Raw genomic sequence first — 16,901 nt, 5'->3', positions numbered from 1 at the left:
GCCCGCTGCTTCAAGAGTGCATGGGGGCGCGAACCAGCCGTCACGGCCCCGGCCCGGCCGGGCGGCGCCGCGCCACCAGGACATTGTCGCCACCCCTTGACGCGCCCGCCAGGGGAGGACATACCGTCCGTGAGGTGACTTCACACGAGGTGACCGCCGACGTCTTCCTTTCCGAGACCTACGCGCGCGGCGTGCCCTACGCCCGGTACCGGGAACTGCGGGACACCGCCCCGGTGTGCCGGATCGGGGAACCGGCCGTCGGACCCTGGCCCGCCGGCCCCGGCTTCTGGGCGGTCTTCCGGCACGCCGACGTCAAACACGTGCTGCGCACCCCCGAGGTCTTCTCCTCGTACACGGGCGCCACCCAGATCGCCGACCCGGACACCGAGCGCGACCTCGTGTTCCTGCGGACCATGATGCTCAACCAGGACCCGCCCGCCCACGCCCGGCTGCGGCGCATCGTCTCCGCCGCCTTCACCCCCCGCGCGGTGCGGGAGCTGGAGGCCGTCATCGACGCGCGGGCGCATGCCCTCGTCGACTCCGTCGCGGACGTGGGCGCCACGGACTACGTGGAGCTGGCCGCGGACCTGCCCGTCTGGACCCTCGCCCACATCATGGGCGTACCCGAGGAGGACCGGCGGCTGCTGTACGACTGGTCCAACCGGGTGATCGGCTACCAGGACACCGACCGCGCCGACTCGAGCACCGCCGACCCCGAGGCGCTGAGCCCGATGGGCCGCGCGGCCCTCGCGCACCGGCCGGCCACGCTCGCCCGCCCCGACGGGACCGTGGCCGCCCCCCGCACCCACGAGGCCCTCGCCGACATGTTCGTCTACGCCCACGCCCTGGCGGACCACGCCCGGCCCGGCAGCATCATGGCGCAGATGCGCGAAGGCGGCCTGACCCGGGACGAGTTCGAGACCATGTTCCTGCTCTTCGCGACGGCCGGGAACGAGACGCTGCGCAACGGGATCCCCGGGGGCCTCAAGTCGCTCCTCGACCACCCGGACCAGTACGAACTCCTCCTGGAGCGCGAGGACCTGACGCATTCCGCGGTGGAGGAGGTGCTGCGCTACTGGCCGCCCGTCATGGACTTCCGGCGCACCGCCACCCGGGACACCGAGCTCGGCGGGCGGCGCATCCGGCGCGGCGAGAAGGTCGTCGTCTTCCACGCCTCCGCCAATCGCGACGAGCGCGTCTTCACCGACCCCGACCGCTTCGACATCACCCGCACCCCCAACGACCACGTCAGTTTCGGCTTCGGCCCGCACTTCTGCCTGGGCGCCCACCTCGCCCGCGTGCAACTGCGGACCATGCTGCGGGTCACGATCGACCGGCTGCCCGGCCTGGATCGGGCGGGTGAGGCCGTCCGGCTGGCGTCCAACTTCCAGAACGGCCTCAAGCGCCTGCCGGTCAGATGGCGAACAGATCGGTGAACGGGTCCGTCGCGTCCGCGACGCTGTGGCCGAACGGGGAGTTGAAGTCCCAGACGAGGAAGAGGAGGAAGGCGATCAGCGCGCTGTAGAGACCCGCCAGCAGCAGCTCGCGGGGCGAGCGCCGGATCTGCAGCGTGAAGATGAGCCCCACGGCCACCAGCGCCCCCACGATCAGGCCGAACCACACCACGCCCGGCATCGTCGACTCCGCGTTCTGCGCCCGCGCGCCGCGCGCGGCGTCCGCCGCCGAGACCTGGTCCAGCAGTGGCTGGTAGTGCTGCCCCTCCTGGTCGTTGCGCGGCACGTACGAGGTCACGTCCTTGCGCACCTTGGCCAGCAGCTCCCCACCCCGGTCGGTGAGTTCGCCCTCGTCCAGCATGTGCCGCCACTCGGTGTGCACGACGTACGTCACGTACGCCTCGACGTCCTCGCGCGTACGGTCCCGGGCGGCCGGTGCGTAGGCCACCACCCGCTCACTGACCTCGTGCAGGGCCTGCGCTTCGGCCGTGACCGCCTGCTGCGCGCTGTTGCGTGCCTCCCAGACACCGGCGATGGCGAGGCCCAGCACGATGGCGTAGACCACGCCGACCATCATCGTCATGTACTCGATGACGTCGGGGGTCTGGCTCGGGTCGTCGTCCGCTCCGAGCCTGCGTTCTCTGACGACGGTGATGGTCAGGACGACGGCGCACGCGGCGGCCATCGCGATGGCCAGGACCAGCCATTCGGACAAGGGGAACCTCCGGGATCGGACAAGGGGTTTCGGGGGCAGAGGGGGAAATTCGGGGGGCGCGGCGGCGCGGTGGCGACGGGTCAGCGCCGCCCGCTGCCGCCGCGTGGCCGCAGCAGCGCCGCCGCGAGCACGGCGGGGGCCGTGAGCAGCAGCATGAGCGTGACCATCGAGGGCCCGCCGTCGGGTGTTTTGGCGATGACCCGGTGGTAGGCGCGTGGCGCGATCCGGGCGGGCTTCGGTCGTGGTGCGGGCGAGGGCGGCGGGGGAGTGGGCCGGGCCGCGGGAGGCGGCGGTGCCGGTACGTCGCCGCCCCGGGCCAGGACCGGGACGGGGCGCGGGGGCGGTGCGGGGGCCGCGGGAGCCGGGGGAGCGGGGGCCGGTTTCGCGACCGGCGGGACCGGTGCGGGGCGGGGGACGACCGCGGGCTCCGGGCGGGGCGCCCGTGGGCCGCAGATCCGCACCACGGCCGAACTCCCCGTGGTGTGTGCGCTGACGGCAAGGCACCCGTCCCCGTCCCGGACCACGGCGGAGGACAGACCGTCGCCCGAGACGGCGGTCACGGTACGGGCCCGCCGGTCGCCCGACACCCCGGTGCGACGGCTCCCCTGGTGGATGACGACGGAGGACGAACCCTCGTGTGCAGTGACGTTCACTCCGTGGGAGCGGCGGACGGCCGACGCGGCGTCGAAGGCGTCGGCCGGCGGGCGGGGGCGGCGGTCGGTGCCGCTCGCGGTGTCGCCGGGCGCCGCGGTGGCCGGCGTCTTTGCGGCCGGTCGGCCGTCGGCCTCACCGCCCCACGCGGGCCCGGCCCCCGCTGTCGCCAGTACGGCCACGAAGGCCACGATTCCCGCTCGCCCTGTCGGCGCCCGTCCGTTCACGACGGAGATCTTCCGGTGCCCGCGCTCCCCTTGGTCGCACCTTGGACCAAATCCCTCCTATGGGATGAACAACTGTGTGCGTTGTGTGTGCACCATGCCGGGCAATGCGGGCGTAACGACGGGGAGTTCAGCGGGAATTCACTCCGACGGGCCCGGCGTGCGAAGCCCGGCCGGCCGCCGCGCGCCCCTCCTCACAGCCCCGAGAAGTCCCCGTGCCGGCCCGCGCCCGCCGCGAAGCGGGCCGCGCCCTCCGGCGCCTTCGCCAACGCCGCTCGGCCGTGGGAGAGTTCGGCGGCCAGCGCGGCCTCCTCCGTCAGGCCCTCCTGGTCCAGGACGGAGGCCCGGTCGCCGCGCAGGCACGTCTGCGGGAAGCGGGCGATCTCCGCCGCCAGCTCCTCCGCCGCCGCCCGGGCCCCGCCCGGCGGGGCGAGGCGGTTGGCGAGCCCGATGGCGTGGGCCTCGGGCGCCGGCACCGGGCGGCCCGTCAGGATCATGTCCATGGCCCGGCTCGTGCCGATGAGCCGGGGCAGCCGGACCGTACCGCCGTCGATCAGCGGCACGCCCCAGCGGCGGCAGAAGACGCCGAAGACCGCGTCCTCCTCCGCCACCCGCAGATCGCACCACAGGGCCAGCTCCAGCCCGCCCGCCACCGCGTGGCCGCTCACCGCGGCGATCACCGGCTTCGACAGCCGCAGCCGGGTGGGGCCCATCGGGCCGTCGCCGTCGGGCGCGACCCGGTTGCCCCGCGCGGTGCCGAGCGCCTTGAGGTCCGCACCCGCGCAGAACGTACCGCCCTCGCCCCACAGCACAGCGACCCGCGCGCCGTCGTCGGCCTCGAACGCCCGGAAGGCGTAGCCGAGTTCCCGGGCCGTCGGCCCGTCCACGGCGTTGCGGACCGCGGGCCGGGACAGGACGACGGTGGTCACGGCCCCGCGGCGCTCGGTACGGACGGCCGGCGCGGCCGCCCGGTCCCAGCCGTCCGTCACAGGGAGTCCTTCGCCACCGCGCGGTCGATGATCGGACCCAGGTCCGTGCCCGTCGGCAGGGTGCCGAACGCGTGCCCCCACTCCCCGCCCAGCCGGGACGCGCAGAAGGCGTCCGCGACGGCCGGGGTGCTGTGCCGTACGAGCAGGCTGCCCTGGAGGACCAGCGTGAGCTGCTCCGCCACCCGACGGGCGAGCAGTTGGGCCCGGTGCGGGTCCGACAGCGCACCGAGCAGCTCGCGCAGCCGCGCCGCCGCCGCGTCCAGGCGGGCGTCCGCCCCGGCCGCCGCGTCGACCTCCGCGAAGTAGGCGTCCAGCCCCGCCGGTTCCTTCGCCAGGGCGCGCAGCACGTCCAGGGCCGCCACATTGCCCGAGCCCTCCCAGATGGAGAGCAGCGGCGCCTCCCGGTACAGCCGCGGCATGCCGGACTCCTCGACGTAGCCGTTGCCGCCGAGGCACTCGAGCGCCTCGGCGGCGTGCGCGCTGCCGCGCTTGCAGACCCAGTACTTGCCCGCCGCCAGGGCGAGCCGTCGCAGGGCCACCTCGGAGGCGTCGCCCGCCTCGGAGGCGTCCAGCGCCGCCGCGAGCCGCATCGCCAGCAGCGTCGCCGCCTCGGACTCGACGGCGAGGTCCGCCAGGACGTTGCGCATCAGTGGCTGGTCGATCAGCTCGGCCCCGAACGCCCGCCGGTGCGCCGTGTGGTGCAGGGCCTGCCGCAGACCCGCGCGCATGCCGGCCGCCGAGCCGATGACGCAGTCGAGGCGGGTCATGTTGACCATCTCGACGATCGTCCGCACCCCGCGGCCCGGTTCGCCCACCGGCCAGGCCACGGCCCGCTCGTACTCGATCTCCGCCGAGGCGTTGGAGCGGTTGCCCAGCTTGTCCTTCAGCCGCTGGAGCCGCATCGCGTTGCGGGTGCCGTCCGGCAGCACGCGCGGCATGAGGAAGCAGGTGAGGCCCTCTTGCGTCTGTGCCAGCACCAGGAACACATCGCTCATGGGCGCCGACGTGAACCACTTGTGCCCGGTGATCACATACGAGCCGTCGCCCGCCGGCACGGCCGTCGTCGTATTGGCCCGCACGTCCGAGCCGCCCTGCTTCTCCGTCATCGACATGCCGGCGATCAGGCCCCGCTTGCCCAACGGGGGCCGCAGCCCGTAGTCGTAAGCGCGCGACGCGAGCAACGGCTCGTAGAGGGCGGCCAGCTCGGGCTGGGCGCGCAGCGCGGGGACCGCCGCGTACGTCATGGAGATCGGGCAGCCGTGACCCGGCTCGGCCTGCGCCCAGACGTAGAACTTCGCGGCGCGCACCAGATGCGCCCCGGGCCGGGCCTCCGCCCAGGGCGCGGCGTGCTGGCCGCTCTCCACCGCCGCCGCCATCAACTGATGCCAGGCGGGGTGGAACTCCACCTCGTCGACGCGGTGGCCGAAGCGGTCGTGGGTGCGCAGCACCGGCGGGTTCGCCTCGGCCAGCCGCGACTGCTCCTGCGTCTCCTGGGACCCGGCCCGTGCGCCCAGCTCGCGCACCTCCGCCTCGCCCCAGCCGCCGCCGTCGCGGCGCAGCGCCTCCAGCAACGCCGGATCGTCGGCCGTGCTGAAGCCGGTCAGGGGCGGAGCCTGGTTGAGGACTTCGTGCGTGGCGCTCACAGCGACCTCCGAGAGTGCGTACGGCCCGGTATTACATTTTCATGATGCGTGATCCAGGACTGTAATGGATAGGGTTTCGGCAATCATGGACGACACCGGATCCCTCACCCTGCCGCCGCTGACCGCCCGCTCGATCGTGCTCTCCACCCTCCTCGGCCACCACCCGCCCGCGCTGCCCGCCCGCGCCCTCGTCCGCGTCGGCGAACTCTTCGGCACCGCCGAAGGCACCGTCCGCACCGCCCTCACCCGGATGGTCGCCGCCGGTGACCTGGAACAACGCGACGGCACCTACCGGCTCACCGACCGCCTCCTCGCCCGCCAGGCCCGGCAGGACGACAGCCGGGCCCCGCGCACCCGCCCCTGGGACGGCGGCTGGGAGATCGCCGTCGTCACCACCGAGCGCCGCTCCGCCAGCGACCGCGCCGCCCTCCGCCAGGCCATGGCCGCCCTGCGCCTGGCCGAGCTGCGCGAGGGCTGCTGGCTGCGCCCGGCCAACCTCGTGCGCGCCCGCCCCGACGTCGTCGACGAGCAGTGCACCCGGCTCACCGGCGTCCCCGAGGGCGATCCGGCCACGCTCGCCGCGACCCTGTGGGACCTCGACGGCTGGGCGGCGCGGGCCCACGTGCTGGAGGAGGCGCTGCGGGAGGAGCGCACCGAGAACCTCGCGAGCCGCTTCATGGTCTCGGCGGCGGTCCTGCGCCACCTCCTCGCCGACCCGGTGCTCCCCGCCGCCCTGCTCCCCGAGGACTGGCCCGGCGACCGGCTGCGCGGCCGCTACGAAAGCACTGACCGTGACTTCCGAGGCCTGCTGCTGCGGCATATCGGGGGCTAGGGCCTGTCCGGCGTTCGAGGACGCGCCCGCAGGGCGCCCGCCGCCGCAGGCGGCCCGCAGCAGGTGCCCGGGTGCGGCGCAAGCCACCCCGTACGAGGCTGAGACCGTGATCAGCAGACGTGTGGCCGTCCTGGCCACGGCCCTCGCCCTCGCCGGCTCGCTCCTGCCCGCCGCCACGGCCGCCGAGCCGCGGGTACCCGCCAAGCGCACCGTGTCGGCCTGGCTGCCCTACTGGGAGCCCGGCGCCTACCGGGACGCCCTCGCCCACGCCGACCAGCTCCACACGGTCAGCCCCTTCTGGTACGAGACCACCGCCGCCGACCGCGTCACGGCACACCCGGGCGCCGGTGACCGGGCCGTGATCGACGGGCTGCACCGGGCCGGGATCAAGGTCGTGCCGACCGTCACCGAAAGCCTCGACGCGGCCGCGATGGCGCGCCTGATGGGCGACCCGAAGACCCGCGCCACCCACGTCGACACCCTGGTCCGCCTCGCCACCGCCCACCCCTACGACGGCCTCGACCTCGACTACGAGCGGATGAACGAGCCCGCCGCCGACCCGGCCCTCGTCGAGCGCGTCCGCACCGGCTTCAACACCCTGACCACCGAGCTGTGCGACCGTCTGCACGCCCTGCGCAAGGAGTGCGTGGCCGCCGTCTTCCCCCGCTCCGCCACCCGCGACGACGGCCCCGTCCACGACTACGCGCATCTGGGCCGCACCCTCGACCGGCTGCGGATCATGGGCTACAACCTGCACAACGCCCTCGACGCCCCCGGACCGCTCTCCAGCCCCGCCTGGTACGCGGACGTCCTGCGGTACGCCACCGCGCGGGTCCCGGCCCGGAAGATCGAGATGGGGATCCCGGCCTACGGCTGGGACCACAAGGTGGCGGACCCCGCCCGCGCCACCCACCGCACCTCGCGCGAGGCCGAGGCACTGCGCCGCCGCGTCGGCGCCCCCTACGCCCTCGACCCCGTCTCCCGGACACCGCACTTCACCTACACCGAGGGCGGCCGACAGCGCGAGGTCTGGTACCAGGACGCCCGTGGCATCGCCGCCCACCTGCCCGTACTGGCCCGGTACGGGGTCACCGGGACCGCACTGTGGGCGCTGGACTTCGAGGAGCCCGGGCTGTGGCCGGTCCTCGCCGCGGCGCCCACGCCGGGTGCGGGGAATATGAGCAGTCGGTGACAGTTGTGCCGTTCACAGGCCCGCGCGGCGCACGAATGTGCTGATGGGAACGATACTGTCCGCATGTCACGCGTGCTTCTGATCGAGGACGACCGGGCCGTACGGGAAGGGGTCACTCTCACCCTGCGCCGCCGCGGCCACGAGGTCGAGGCCGCACCGACCGGCGAGGCCGGTCTCGTCGCCCTGGAGTCCTTCCGCCCCGACCTGGTCCTGCTCGATCTGATGCTGCCCGACAAGAGCGGCTTCGAGGTGTGCCGCCGCATCCGCGCCACCCAGCAGATCCCGATCATCATGCTCACCGCGCGCGGCGACGACATAGACGTCGTCCTCGGCCTGGAGGCCGGCGCGGACGACTACATCGTCAAGCCCGCCCGGGGCGAGGTCCTCGAAGCGCGCATCCGGGCCGTGCTGCGCCGGGCCGCCCCGAGCGACGGCGGCCCGGACCCGGCCGTCACCCAGCCGGCCGAGACCCACGGCGACCTGACCGTCGACCGCGCGGGCCTGCTCGTCTCCAAGAACGGCCAGGACCTGGCCCTCGCCCCCTCCGAGATGAAGCTGCTGCTGTACCTCTCCGCCACCCCCGGCCGGGTCTTCAGCCGTCAGCAGCTCCTGGAGCACGTCTGGGAGCACAGCTACCACGGTGACGCCCGGCTGGTGGACGCCTGTGTGATGCGGCTGCGCACCAAGGTCGAGGACTCCTCGCGGTCACCGAAGTACATCCAGACCGTGCGGGGCTTCGGGTACCGGTTCGGGCCCCTGTGACCCCGGCGACCCCCGAGAAGCCCCCGGCCCCGTGGCACGCGCGGCTCCGGGGCCTCCGGATCGGACGACGCCCGGCGCTGGGCACCTTCGCCCGGGGGCTACGGGCGCGCCTCGTGGTGGCGTTCCTGCTGGTGGCCGCGTTGAGCGCGCTCACCACGGCGGGGCTCACGTTCCGCGAGGCCCGCACCAAGATCCTCAAGCGCACCCAGGACACGGCCGTGGAGACCCTGCGCGCGCAGGTCAACTCGCAGGTGCCCGAAGTGACCTTCCCGCCGGGGAACGACGACCTCGTGAGGCTCTCCGAGGGCCTCAACCGCGCCGGGGTGGCCCAGCGCTGGATGGTCCACACCCGCTACAAGGACGGACCGCTCGTCCCACCCACCGGCCCGAACGGGAGCCGGGGCATCCCGGCCGGCGTGCAGGGCAAGGTCCACAAGGGCATCGCGGCGTTCCAGCGCATCGAGCTCGACGGCAAGCCGTGGCTCGCGATCGGACTGCCCGTCACCTACAGCGGTGACGGCGGGGAGATCTCGGGCCTCGAGGTGTACGCGAAACTGCCGCTGCGCGAGGACGAGCTCAATGTGCAGGCGCTGGTCCAGGCGGCCCAGAACGGGGCGATGCCCGCCATCGCACTGGCCGTGGTCCCCGCCCTGATCGCCGCGCGCGGGGTGCTGCGGCCCGTACGGGAGCTGCGGCGCGCCACCCAGCAGATCACCGCCGGCGAGCTGGACACCCGGCTCAAGGTGACGGGCCGCGACGAGCTCGCCGACCTCTCCCGGACGTTCAACGACATGGCGGCGGCGCTGGAGGAGAACGTCGCCGAGCTGCGCCGCATGGAGGCCAACTCCCGGCGCTTCGCGGCCGACGTCTCGCACGAGCTGCGCACCCCGCTGGCCGCGATGACCGCCGTCGTCGACGTCCTGGACGAGGACGCCGCCACGCTCGACCCCGACACCGCCTACGCCGTCCGGCTCATCAGTGAGGAGACCGGCAAACTCGCCCGCATGGTCGAGGACCTCATGGAGATCTCCCGCTTCGACGCGGGTGCCGCCGCCCTGCACCTGGACGAGGTCGACGTCTCCGAGACCGTGCGCAAGACCCTCCAGGCCCGCGGCTGGCAGGACAAGGTCGCCGCCGACCTGCCCGAGGGGGTACGGGCCCGGCTGGATCCGCGCCGCATCGACGTCGTGGTCGCCAACCTCGTCGGCAACGCCCTGAAGCACGGCGGCGAACCGGTGAGTGTCGCGGTCCGGGCGACGGAAGGGGCCGGGGCCGAAGGACAGCGCCTGCTGATCGAGATCGCGGACCGGGGCGAGGGCATCGATCCCGAGGTGCTGCCGCACGTCTTCGAGCGGTTCTTCAAGGCGGACTCCGCTCGGGCCCGCTCCGAGGGCAGCGGGCTCGGGCTCGCCATCACCCTGGAGAACGTCCGTCTGCACGACGGGACCGTACGAGCCGCCAACGGCCGTGCAGGGGGCGCGGTGTTCACCGTGGACCTCCCGCTGCGGCGCGGGGAGTGCGGGGAATTCGAGGAGGGGCAAGCATGAGGATCCGAAGCGCGGCGGCCGTCGTGACCCTGCTCGGTCTGCTCACCACGCTGGCCGGCTGCGGTATCGAACCGACCGAGGTCATCGACGTGGGCTATCCGGCCACCGGCGCCAAGCGGCCGGGCGTTCCGGCGACGCAGGCCGTGCTCTACTTCGCCTACCCGGGGGGCGTGGTGCCGGTGAGCCGCCCGGCCGGTGACGCGGTGAGCGCCGAGGACGCGGTACCGCTGCTGCTGAAGGGGCCCAACGAGCCCGAGCGGCTGCGCGGCTACTACTCCGAGCTGCCGAAGGTCGGCGGCGTGGACGTCGTCACCAGCACCGACCGCGTCGTCATCCGGCTGGCGACGGACGTCTCCCGGCTCACCCGGACCGCGCGCAACCAGCTGGTGTGCACCGCGGCCCACAACGGGGTGCCGGGCAAGCTGCCCGCCGACGAGGTGAAGGTGAGCCTGGTCGGCGGCGGGAAGGCCGTCACCGACCAGGTCTGCGCCTCCCTCTTCCCCCAGGCCGGCCGGACCGGCCCGTCCGTGTCCCCGCGTCCCTGACGGCGGATTTCGCGCGCACTCCGCTCGGTTCCGCGCCATGAGCCCTACCCGCCCATGGCGCGGAACCGGCGCAGGCGCAGGCTGTTGCCCACGACGAAGACCGACGAGAAGGCCATCGCGGCGCCCGCGATCATGGGGTTGAGCAGCCCCGAGGCCGCCAGCGGCAGCGCGGCCACGTTGTAGGCGAAGGCCCAGAAGAGGTTGGACCTGATGGTCCCCAGCGTCCGGCGCGCCAGCCGGATCGCGTCCGCCGCGACCCGCAGATCACCCCGGACGAGCGTGAGATCGCCCGCCTCGATGGCCGCGTCGGTGCCGGTGCCCATCGCCAGGCCCAGATCCGCCTGGGCCAGCGCGGCCGCGTCGTTGACGCCGTCGCCGACCATCGCGACGACCCGACCCTCGCCCTGGAGCCGCTTGACGACGTCGACCTTGTCCTGCGGCAGGACCTCGGCGATCACCTCGTCGATGCCGACCTCGGCGGCGACCGCCTCGGCCACGGCCCGGTTGTCGCCGGTGAGCAGGATCGGGGTCAACCCCAGTGCCCGCAGCCGGTCGACGGCCTCGGCGCTGGTCTCCTTCACCGCGTCCGCGACCTCCAGCACGGCCCGCGCCTCGCCGTCCCAGGCCACCACGACGGCCGTGCGCCCCGCCGCCTCGGCGGCGGTCTTCGCCCGCTCCAGCCCCGCCGGCAGCGCGATGGCCCACTCGGCCAGCAGCTTCTCCCGGCCGACGAGCACGGCGTGGCCCTCGACGACACCCTGCACGCCCCGCCCCGGCAGGTTCACGAAGTCCTCCGGCACGGGCAGCGTGCCCGTCCTCGTCGCGGCGCCCGCCGCGACGGCCCGCGCGATCGGGTGCTCGGACGCGTGCTCCAACGCCCCCGCCAGCCGCAGTGCCTCGGCCTCCGACGTGCCCTGGGCCGTGTGGACGTGGCGCAGCGCCATCCGGCCGGTGGTGACCGTGCCGGTCTTGTCCAGGACGATCGTGTCGACCTTCCGCGTGGTCTCCAGCACCTCGGGCCCCTTGATGAGGATGCCCAGCTGCGCACCCCGGCCCGTGCCCACCATGAGGGCCGTCGGCGTGGCCAGGCCCAGCGCGCACGGGCAGGCGATGATCAGTACGGCCACCGCGGCGGTGAACGCGGCCGTCAAGCCCGCGCCGCTGATCAGCCAGAAGCCGAGCGTGCCGAGCGCCAGGGCGATGACGACGGGCACGAAGACCGCGGAGATCCGGTCGGCCAGCCGCTGGGCCGCCGCCTTGCCGTTCTGGGCGTCCTCCACCAGCCGGGCCATCCGGGCCAGTTGGGTGTCGGCGCCGACCCGGGTGGCCGCCACGACGAGCCGGCCGCCCGCGTTGAGCGTCGCACCCGTCACGGTGTCGCCCACCCCGACCTCGACCGGCACCGACTCGCCGGTCAGCATCGAGGCGTCCACGGCGGAACCGCCCTCGACGACCGTGCCGTCCGTGGCGATCTTCTCACCGGGCCGGACCACGAACCGGTCGCCGACCACCAGGTCCTCGGTGCGGATCGACTCCTCGCGCCCGTCCCGCAGGACGGTCACCTCCTTGGCGCCCAGCTCCAGCAGCGCCTTGAGCGCGGCGCCGGCCCGGCGCTTGGACCGGGCCTCGAAGTAGCGCCCCGCCAGGACGAACGCGGTGACCCCCGCGGCCGCCTCCAGATAGAGGTTCCCCGCGCCGTCGCCGCGCGCGATGGTCAGCTCGAAGCCGTGGGTCATGCCGGGCATGCCGGCGCTGCCGAAGAACAGCGCCCACACCGACCACGCGAACGCCGCCGAGGTACCGACCGAGATCAGGGTGTCCATGGTGGCCGCGCCGTGCCGGGCGTTGGTCCAGGCGGCCCGGTGGAAGGGCCACGCCGCGTACGTGACGACGGGCGCGGTCAGCGTCAGGGACAGCCACTGCCAGTACGTGAACTGCCAGGCCGGCACCATCGCGAGCAGGACCACCGGCACGGCCAGCAGCACGGCCGTCACCAGCCGCTGCCGCAGCGGCCGCAGTTCCTCGTCACCCTCGGCCCCCTCGCCCGCGCCGGCCTCGCCGTGCCCGCCGCCCGCCCCGGCGGCCCGTACGGGCGCGGGCGGCGCGGCGGTGTAGCCCGTGGCCTCCACCGTGGCGATCAGCTCGGCCACCGCGATGTCCTCGCGATGGGTGATCTGCGCCTTCTCGGTGGCGTAGTTGACCGTGGCGGTCACTCCGTCCATGCGGTTGAGCTTCTTCTCGACACGGGCGGCGCACGAGGCGCAGGTCATGCCGCCGATGGCGAGTTCGACCCGGGAGTGCCGGGCGGTGTCGGTGGTCGTCGTGGTCATCACTGCTCCACTGGGGAGGGCCGGAGATACCCCTGGGGGGTATCCATTGAGCCCATGTATACCCCTGGGGTGTATGCGGAAGCAAGCGGCCGAAGCCGCTTTCCCGGACACCCCCCAGGGGTATGGTGTGGCGAGAGCCGGAAGGGGGGTCAGCTCACGCGCGGTACGAGCCGTGCGGCGGGGCCCACGTCACTGGCCCGCCTCCCAGAGGTCGTTGAAGCGGTGGACCCGGTCCCTCACCAGGCCCTCGCGCACGTCCAGAGTCGTCTTGGCGACGACGGGGCGCGGCGTGTGCTCACTGCCCAGCGCCGGGCTGACCTCGTAACTCACACCCCCGTCGAAGACGATGAAGTCGAAGACCGGGTCCAGCATGGCCGCCGGCGGCAGCGTGCACATCGCCGCGACCCGCACCTCGACCCCGAGGTCCTCGTGGCTGCGGCAGACGGCCTTGATCCGCTCGTCCTGGAGCAGCTCGGGGTGGGCCACGATGAACAGCCTGCGCACCCGCACCCCGCGCTTGATCGCCTCGCGCTGCGCCCGCAGATAGCGACGCCCCAGCTCGGTGGGCCAGAAGTCGGTGTCCATCGCGGTGCTCGTGGCGTCGATGCTGACCGCCGCGCTCCCGGTCAGCGTCAGCAGCCAGTCGTGGTCCTCGCCGTCGTAGGCGGCCTGGCCGCCGTGCAGGTCCTTCATCAGCTGGGCCAGCCGGCTGATCTCGGCCTGCGCGAAGCCGTAGATGATGTCGGGGCCGCCCACGCCGATCTCCGTGGCGTTGCGCACCAGCTGGGTGACCGCGTCGGTGCGCAGCGCCGACCCCTCCACCAGGCCGAACAGCCGGGTCGCCTCGTTGATCCGGGAGAAGCCGCCGTCCACGAGCTTCTTCATGTCCTCGCTGTGCGACGTCAGCGAGGACTCGACCACCCCCAGACGGCGGTCGAAGTCCGTCATGAACTGCACGATCAGGGACGCGCCGCCGATGAATATCGAGATGGTCAGCCGCCATATCTCCGGCTGCCCGGTGACCGTGGTCGTCAGATACGCGGCGCACCCGAGGATCACGGTGATCGCGGCCTTCTGAAGGAACGGCGGGATTCTCGTCGTACGTTCCATGTCTTCCCCCGTCGGGTGTTCTTGTCGGTGAGTGGGCCGTTCAGGTGCTCCTCACGCCTCGCACCTGAACGGGATGGCCTGCAAGGCCAGTTGATCGCGGATGCGCTGGACCAGCGTCTGCCACTGGCGGGTGAAGCCCGGGTGCCGTTCCAGGCCGTCCCACAGCGGGGCCAGCCGGGCTCCCGTACGGGCACCGGGCATCCACAGGTGCAGGAGATGGTCCACGGCGGGTCGCAGGGCGAGCACCGCTTCGGGCCCCGCGGTCGACCCCAGCCGACTGCGGTCGACCATTCGTATCAACGTCGTCAGCAGCCAGTCGTGCAGGGCCAGTTCCTCGCAGAAACCGGCGATCTCCGCCGCGTCGAGACCCGCTGCGGAGATCCACAGCGTCCGTAGCCCGTCGGCGGCGACGGTGAACTCCGCGGCCGGCGGGCCCTGCCCGTCGGCCGCGTGGACCGCGAACCACCGCAGCCTGGTGCGGCGGGACTTGAAGGGTGCGCGCCGGTCCAGCAGCGGCTGCCCGAGGACGCGCGCGAGCAGCCGCTCGGCGATCGCCCCCAGATCGACCGTGGCGGCCGCGTGCCGGTCCGGCCCGGCCGGCCGGGCACCGAGGAAGCCCGCCGCCACATCGGGCACCGAAAGCCGCCCGAGCGGCTGGACGACACCGGGGCGCACGAGATAGTGCCCCCACGGCAACCGCCGGTCGGCGCCCGAGACGGGCGAGGACAGCCGGGCCGTCGCCTGGAGCACCCGGCCCTCGGTGAGCACCGCCCGCGCCCGTACCGTGCCGACCGCCCGTACCCGGCTGCCCGTGGCGGCGGGCAGCGCGCAGTCGACGCCGGTGAGCACCTCGGGGGAGACGGCGTACATGTTCGGCCGCTCCGAGAAGCGCACCGCCTCGTCGGACCGGAGCTGGAGCAGCCGCACGGCCTCGGCGCGCGGCAGCGACGCCGACGTCTGCAGCAGGCACGTGCGCACCTCGCCGCAGACGAACGCCTGGGGCCCTTCTCCCGCGCCGCCCGTCATGGCTCGGCGTAGAAGGCGTAGGCGGCGCGGTCGGTGACGGCGGGGGGAACGGCGAAGCCCTCGCGGTCCGCCCGCTCGGCGGTCTGGCGCAGTACCGCTTCTTCCAGGGCCACTTGGCCGAGGACGAGCCGTACCGCGTGCTCCACCGGCAGGAACCGCGAGGGAAGCACGGAGAACGTGCCGTAGGCGGCGAAGGGGGCCGCCGAGGGGTTGAGCTGGACCAGCGGCGGCAGATCGTCCCAACTGCGGGGGAAGGCACCGCGCTCACCGCCCCAAGGGACGGCCTGTAACACCGGCCGTCCCTCGCGTCGTAACAACCCCAGCCGTAACAGCTGCCAGACGGCGGCCAGGAACGGGCACGACCACGTACGGCCCCGGTCCCCGTCGTCCCACAACTCCACGTCCATGAACACCGAATGCCGACGGGCCCCGGTCTCGGCCGGCGCGGCCCAGGCCGTGGCGCCGCTCATCGCCTCCCCGCCGCCGGCGGCCGGGCTCCGTTCGCCGTTGCACAGCCAGCCGATCTCCCGCACCGCGGGGCGGGAGCCGTTGCTCCCCACCGGCGGCGACTCGACCAGCCTGCCCTCCACCAGCGACGCCGGCTCCACGCCGTCGGCCGTCGCACACCCCGACTCACGCGCCAGATAGTCGATGGTCAGACCGCACGCCTCCGCCTCCGCCAGCAGCATCGGCACCAGCTCGGCGGGCGAGGAGAAACGGGTGAAGTAGTCGTCGACCAGAAAGCACGTACTCACCCGGGGACGCCGGGCCCCGGCCGCACCCGCCACGGACAGCCGCGCCGCGTCCGCCCACGGCTTCACCCGCGTGAACTGCTCCCGCAGCCGCCCGGCCCCCGCCGCGAAGTCCTCCATGTAGAGATGGCCCAGCTCCAAGGACAGATGGGACAGCGGTACGGACTGGGTACGCGGATCCGCGCTCTCCTCCCGGAAGGTCGTCTCCATCACAGCGGCTCCCATGCCTTCTCGCCGGACAGCGCCTCCGCCAGCCGCTTCAGCGCGTCCCGCGTGCGGACGTTCGCCACCCGGCTGGTGAGCGCGTCCTCGTCGGTGATCAGCTGCTCACGCCACTGGAGCACCGGCTCCAGCGGCACACTGCCCAGGACCTTCGTCACCCCGATGTCCAACTGGGCCGCCAGCTCCTTGAGATCCTGGTCGCACCTGCGCAGCCACGCCGCCTGGGGCGGCGGCACATGGGCGAACAGCGCCGACTCCGGGTCGGGCACGGCCGCCCGCACGAACCGGATGGCGCTGCGCAGCCGGTCCGCCTCGTGCCCCCGCGCGACGCCTCCGGCCACCACCCCGCGCTCGCCGAACACCAGGCCGTGGGCGGCGATGATGTGCTGTCGCGTCCACCGGTGGAAGACCAGCCAGCGCACCCGCAGCGCGTCGAACTCCTCCCGCGCGGTCGCCTCCAGCACCATGTCGACGGCGTAGGAGCGGCCCGCGCTGAGGTCGACCAGGATGATGTCGAATTCCTCCTCCAGCCGCAGGAAGAGCTCCGCGCAACGGCGCACGGTGGCCGGGTTCGTGGTGAACTCGCCACCGCTGCGGTCGCCCGGGACCAGCACCAGCTGGCCGGCGCCGGTGGGGCGTGAGCGCAGCACGTCGTGCTCGGACTCGGCCCACACGTCCACCCGGTGCGGCTCGACCGTCGTCCCTTGCAGATAGGAGTGCAGACCGCCCGTCTCGACGCCCCGCAGCGACCCCGGCACGTCGAAGACGGCGGCGGCCGTGGGCGAGCCGAAGTCGAAGTCGAGGTAGCACACGTCGTCACCGCCGAGCGCACGGCGATAGGCGATGTTCGCGCTCGTCACCGAGCGCCCGGTGCCGCCCTTGTCCGAGGCGGCGAAGACCAGCACCC

15 protein-coding genes are annotated in these 16,901 nt (G+C 73.6%); 6 read left to right on the top strand and 9 right to left on the bottom strand.

Translation table 11 applies throughout. The features are described from left to right. Positions 1–134: 134 nt before the first annotated feature. Positions 135–1,436 carry a cytochrome P450 gene (locus tag FHS38_RS26815; RefSeq protein ID WP_229822771.1) on the top strand — a complete coding sequence of 434 codons (1,302 nt, stop codon included), beginning with the start codon at positions 135–137 and terminating at the stop codon, positions 1,434–1,436. On the opposite strand, the gene FHS38_RS26810 is transcribed toward FHS38_RS26815, so the two are convergent. The 4 genes from FHS38_RS26810 to FHS38_RS26795 all read right to left on the bottom strand — a co-directional run bounded on the left by FHS38_RS26810 (position 1,414) and on the right by FHS38_RS26795 (position 5,676). Further along, positions 1,414–2,169 carry a bestrophin-like domain gene (locus FHS38_RS26810; RefSeq protein WP_184737745.1) on the bottom strand — a complete coding sequence of 252 codons (756 nt, stop codon included), beginning with the start codon at positions 2,167–2,169 and terminating at the stop codon, positions 1,414–1,416. The two genes, FHS38_RS26815 and FHS38_RS26810, sit on opposite strands and share 23 nt — an antisense overlap. An 80-nt stretch (positions 2,170–2,249) precedes the next feature. Next, entirely contained in the window at positions 2,250–3,002 is a 753-nt protein-coding gene (locus FHS38_RS26805; protein ID WP_184737743.1) for a hypothetical protein, read from the bottom strand. A gap of 236 nt (positions 3,003–3,238) precedes the next feature. Further along, positions 3,239–4,033 (bottom strand): crotonase/enoyl-CoA hydratase family protein, encoded by a 795-nt coding sequence (locus FHS38_RS26800; RefSeq protein ID WP_184737741.1) that lies wholly within the window; start codon positions 4,031–4,033, stop codon positions 3,239–3,241. Further along, positions 4,030–5,676 (bottom strand): acyl-CoA dehydrogenase family protein, encoded by a 1,647-nt coding sequence (locus FHS38_RS26795; protein WP_184737739.1) that lies wholly within the window; start codon positions 5,674–5,676, stop codon positions 4,030–4,032. Before FHS38_RS26795 ends, FHS38_RS26800 begins: the two co-directional genes overlap by 4 nt. An 85-nt stretch (positions 5,677–5,761) precedes the next feature. Between FHS38_RS26795 and FHS38_RS26790 the strand changes: the two genes are divergently transcribed. The 5 genes from FHS38_RS26790 (at position 5,762) to FHS38_RS26770 (ending at position 10,554) form a co-directional block, all read left to right on the top strand. Then, the gene (locus FHS38_RS26790) at positions 5,762–6,508 is read left to right on the top strand and encodes a PaaX family transcriptional regulator C-terminal domain-containing protein (RefSeq protein WP_184737737.1); all 747 of its coding nucleotides are present in this window, start codon (positions 5,762–5,764) and stop codon (positions 6,506–6,508) included. 106 nt (positions 6,509–6,614) lie between these two features. After that, a complete protein-coding gene (locus FHS38_RS26785; RefSeq protein ID WP_229822770.1) occupies positions 6,615–7,700 on the top strand; it encodes a glycosyl hydrolase family 18 protein in 1,086 nt (361 codons plus the stop codon). A 63-nt stretch (positions 7,701–7,763) separates the two neighbouring features. Further along, complete coding sequence (locus FHS38_RS26780; protein WP_184737735.1) at positions 7,764–8,462, top strand: response regulator; 699 nt, start codon at positions 7,764–7,766, stop codon at positions 8,460–8,462. A gap of 59 nt (positions 8,463–8,521) precedes the next feature. Continuing rightward, entirely contained in the window at positions 8,522–10,009 is a 1,488-nt protein-coding gene (locus tag FHS38_RS26775) for an ATP-binding protein (protein ID WP_229822785.1), read from the top strand. Further along, positions 10,006–10,554 (top strand): hypothetical protein, encoded by a 549-nt coding sequence (locus FHS38_RS26770; RefSeq protein WP_184737733.1) that lies wholly within the window; start codon positions 10,006–10,008, stop codon positions 10,552–10,554. The genes FHS38_RS26775 and FHS38_RS26770 overlap by 4 nt, the downstream gene beginning before the upstream one ends. A gap of 44 nt (positions 10,555–10,598) precedes the next feature. Here the strand turns inward: FHS38_RS26770 and FHS38_RS26765 are convergent, their stop codons facing one another. The 5 genes from FHS38_RS26765 to FHS38_RS26745 form a co-directional block, all read right to left on the bottom strand. After that, complete coding sequence (locus FHS38_RS26765; protein WP_184737731.1) at positions 10,599–12,884, bottom strand: heavy metal translocating P-type ATPase; 2,286 nt, start codon at positions 12,882–12,884, stop codon at positions 10,599–10,601. A 189-nt stretch (positions 12,885–13,073) separates the two neighbouring features. Beyond that, positions 13,074–13,994: a PDDEXK family nuclease gene (locus tag FHS38_RS26760; protein ID WP_184737729.1), complete on the bottom strand. Its 921-nt coding sequence runs from the start codon at positions 13,992–13,994 to the stop codon at positions 13,074–13,076. A gap of 51 nt (positions 13,995–14,045) precedes the next feature. After that, a complete protein-coding gene (locus tag FHS38_RS26755) occupies positions 14,046–15,020 on the bottom strand; it encodes an SCO2521 family protein (RefSeq protein ID WP_184737727.1) in 975 nt (324 codons plus the stop codon). After that, the gene (locus FHS38_RS26750; RefSeq protein ID WP_184738063.1) at positions 15,017–15,985 is read right to left on the bottom strand and encodes an SCO2522 family protein; all 969 of its coding nucleotides are present in this window, start codon (positions 15,983–15,985) and stop codon (positions 15,017–15,019) included. The genes FHS38_RS26755 and FHS38_RS26750 overlap by 4 nt, the downstream gene beginning before the upstream one ends. Then, positions 15,982–16,899 (bottom strand): SCO2523 family variant P-loop protein, encoded by a 918-nt coding sequence (locus FHS38_RS26745; RefSeq protein ID WP_184737725.1) that lies wholly within the window; start codon positions 16,897–16,899, stop codon positions 15,982–15,984. Before FHS38_RS26745 ends, FHS38_RS26750 begins: the two co-directional genes overlap by 4 nt. Positions 16,900–16,901: the final 2 nt, after the last annotated feature.

Source organism: Streptomyces netropsis (genome assembly GCF_014203545.1).
Lineage (GTDB): Bacteria > Actinomycetota > Actinomycetes > Streptomycetales > Streptomycetaceae > Streptomyces > Streptomyces netropsis.
Note: the sequence above shows the minus strand (reverse complement) of the source record. Positions and strands in the feature narration are given on the sequence as shown.

What these genes read in the sequence shown, in the direction of transcription:
- FHS38_RS26790 (WP_184737737.1), top strand. Translation starts at nt 5,762, where the DNA reads ATGGACGACACCGGATCCCTCACCCTGCCGCCGCTGACCGCCCGCTCG.
- FHS38_RS26780 (WP_184737735.1), top strand. Translation starts at nt 7,764, where the DNA reads ATGTCACGCGTGCTTCTGATCGAGGACGACCGGGCCGTACGGGAAGGG.
- FHS38_RS26770 (WP_184737733.1), top strand. Translation starts at nt 10,006, where the DNA reads ATGAGGATCCGAAGCGCGGCGGCCGTCGTGACCCTGCTCGGTCTGCTC.
- FHS38_RS26765 (WP_184737731.1), bottom strand. Translation starts at nt 12,884, where the DNA reads ATGACCACGACGACCACCGACACCGCCCGGCACTCCCGGGTCGAACTC.
- FHS38_RS26760 (WP_184737729.1), bottom strand. Translation starts at nt 13,994, where the DNA reads ATGGAACGTACGACGAGAATCCCGCCGTTCCTTCAGAAGGCCGCGATC.
- FHS38_RS26755 (WP_184737727.1), bottom strand. Translation starts at nt 15,020, where the DNA reads ATGACGGGCGGCGCGGGAGAAGGGCCCCAGGCGTTCGTCTGCGGCGAG.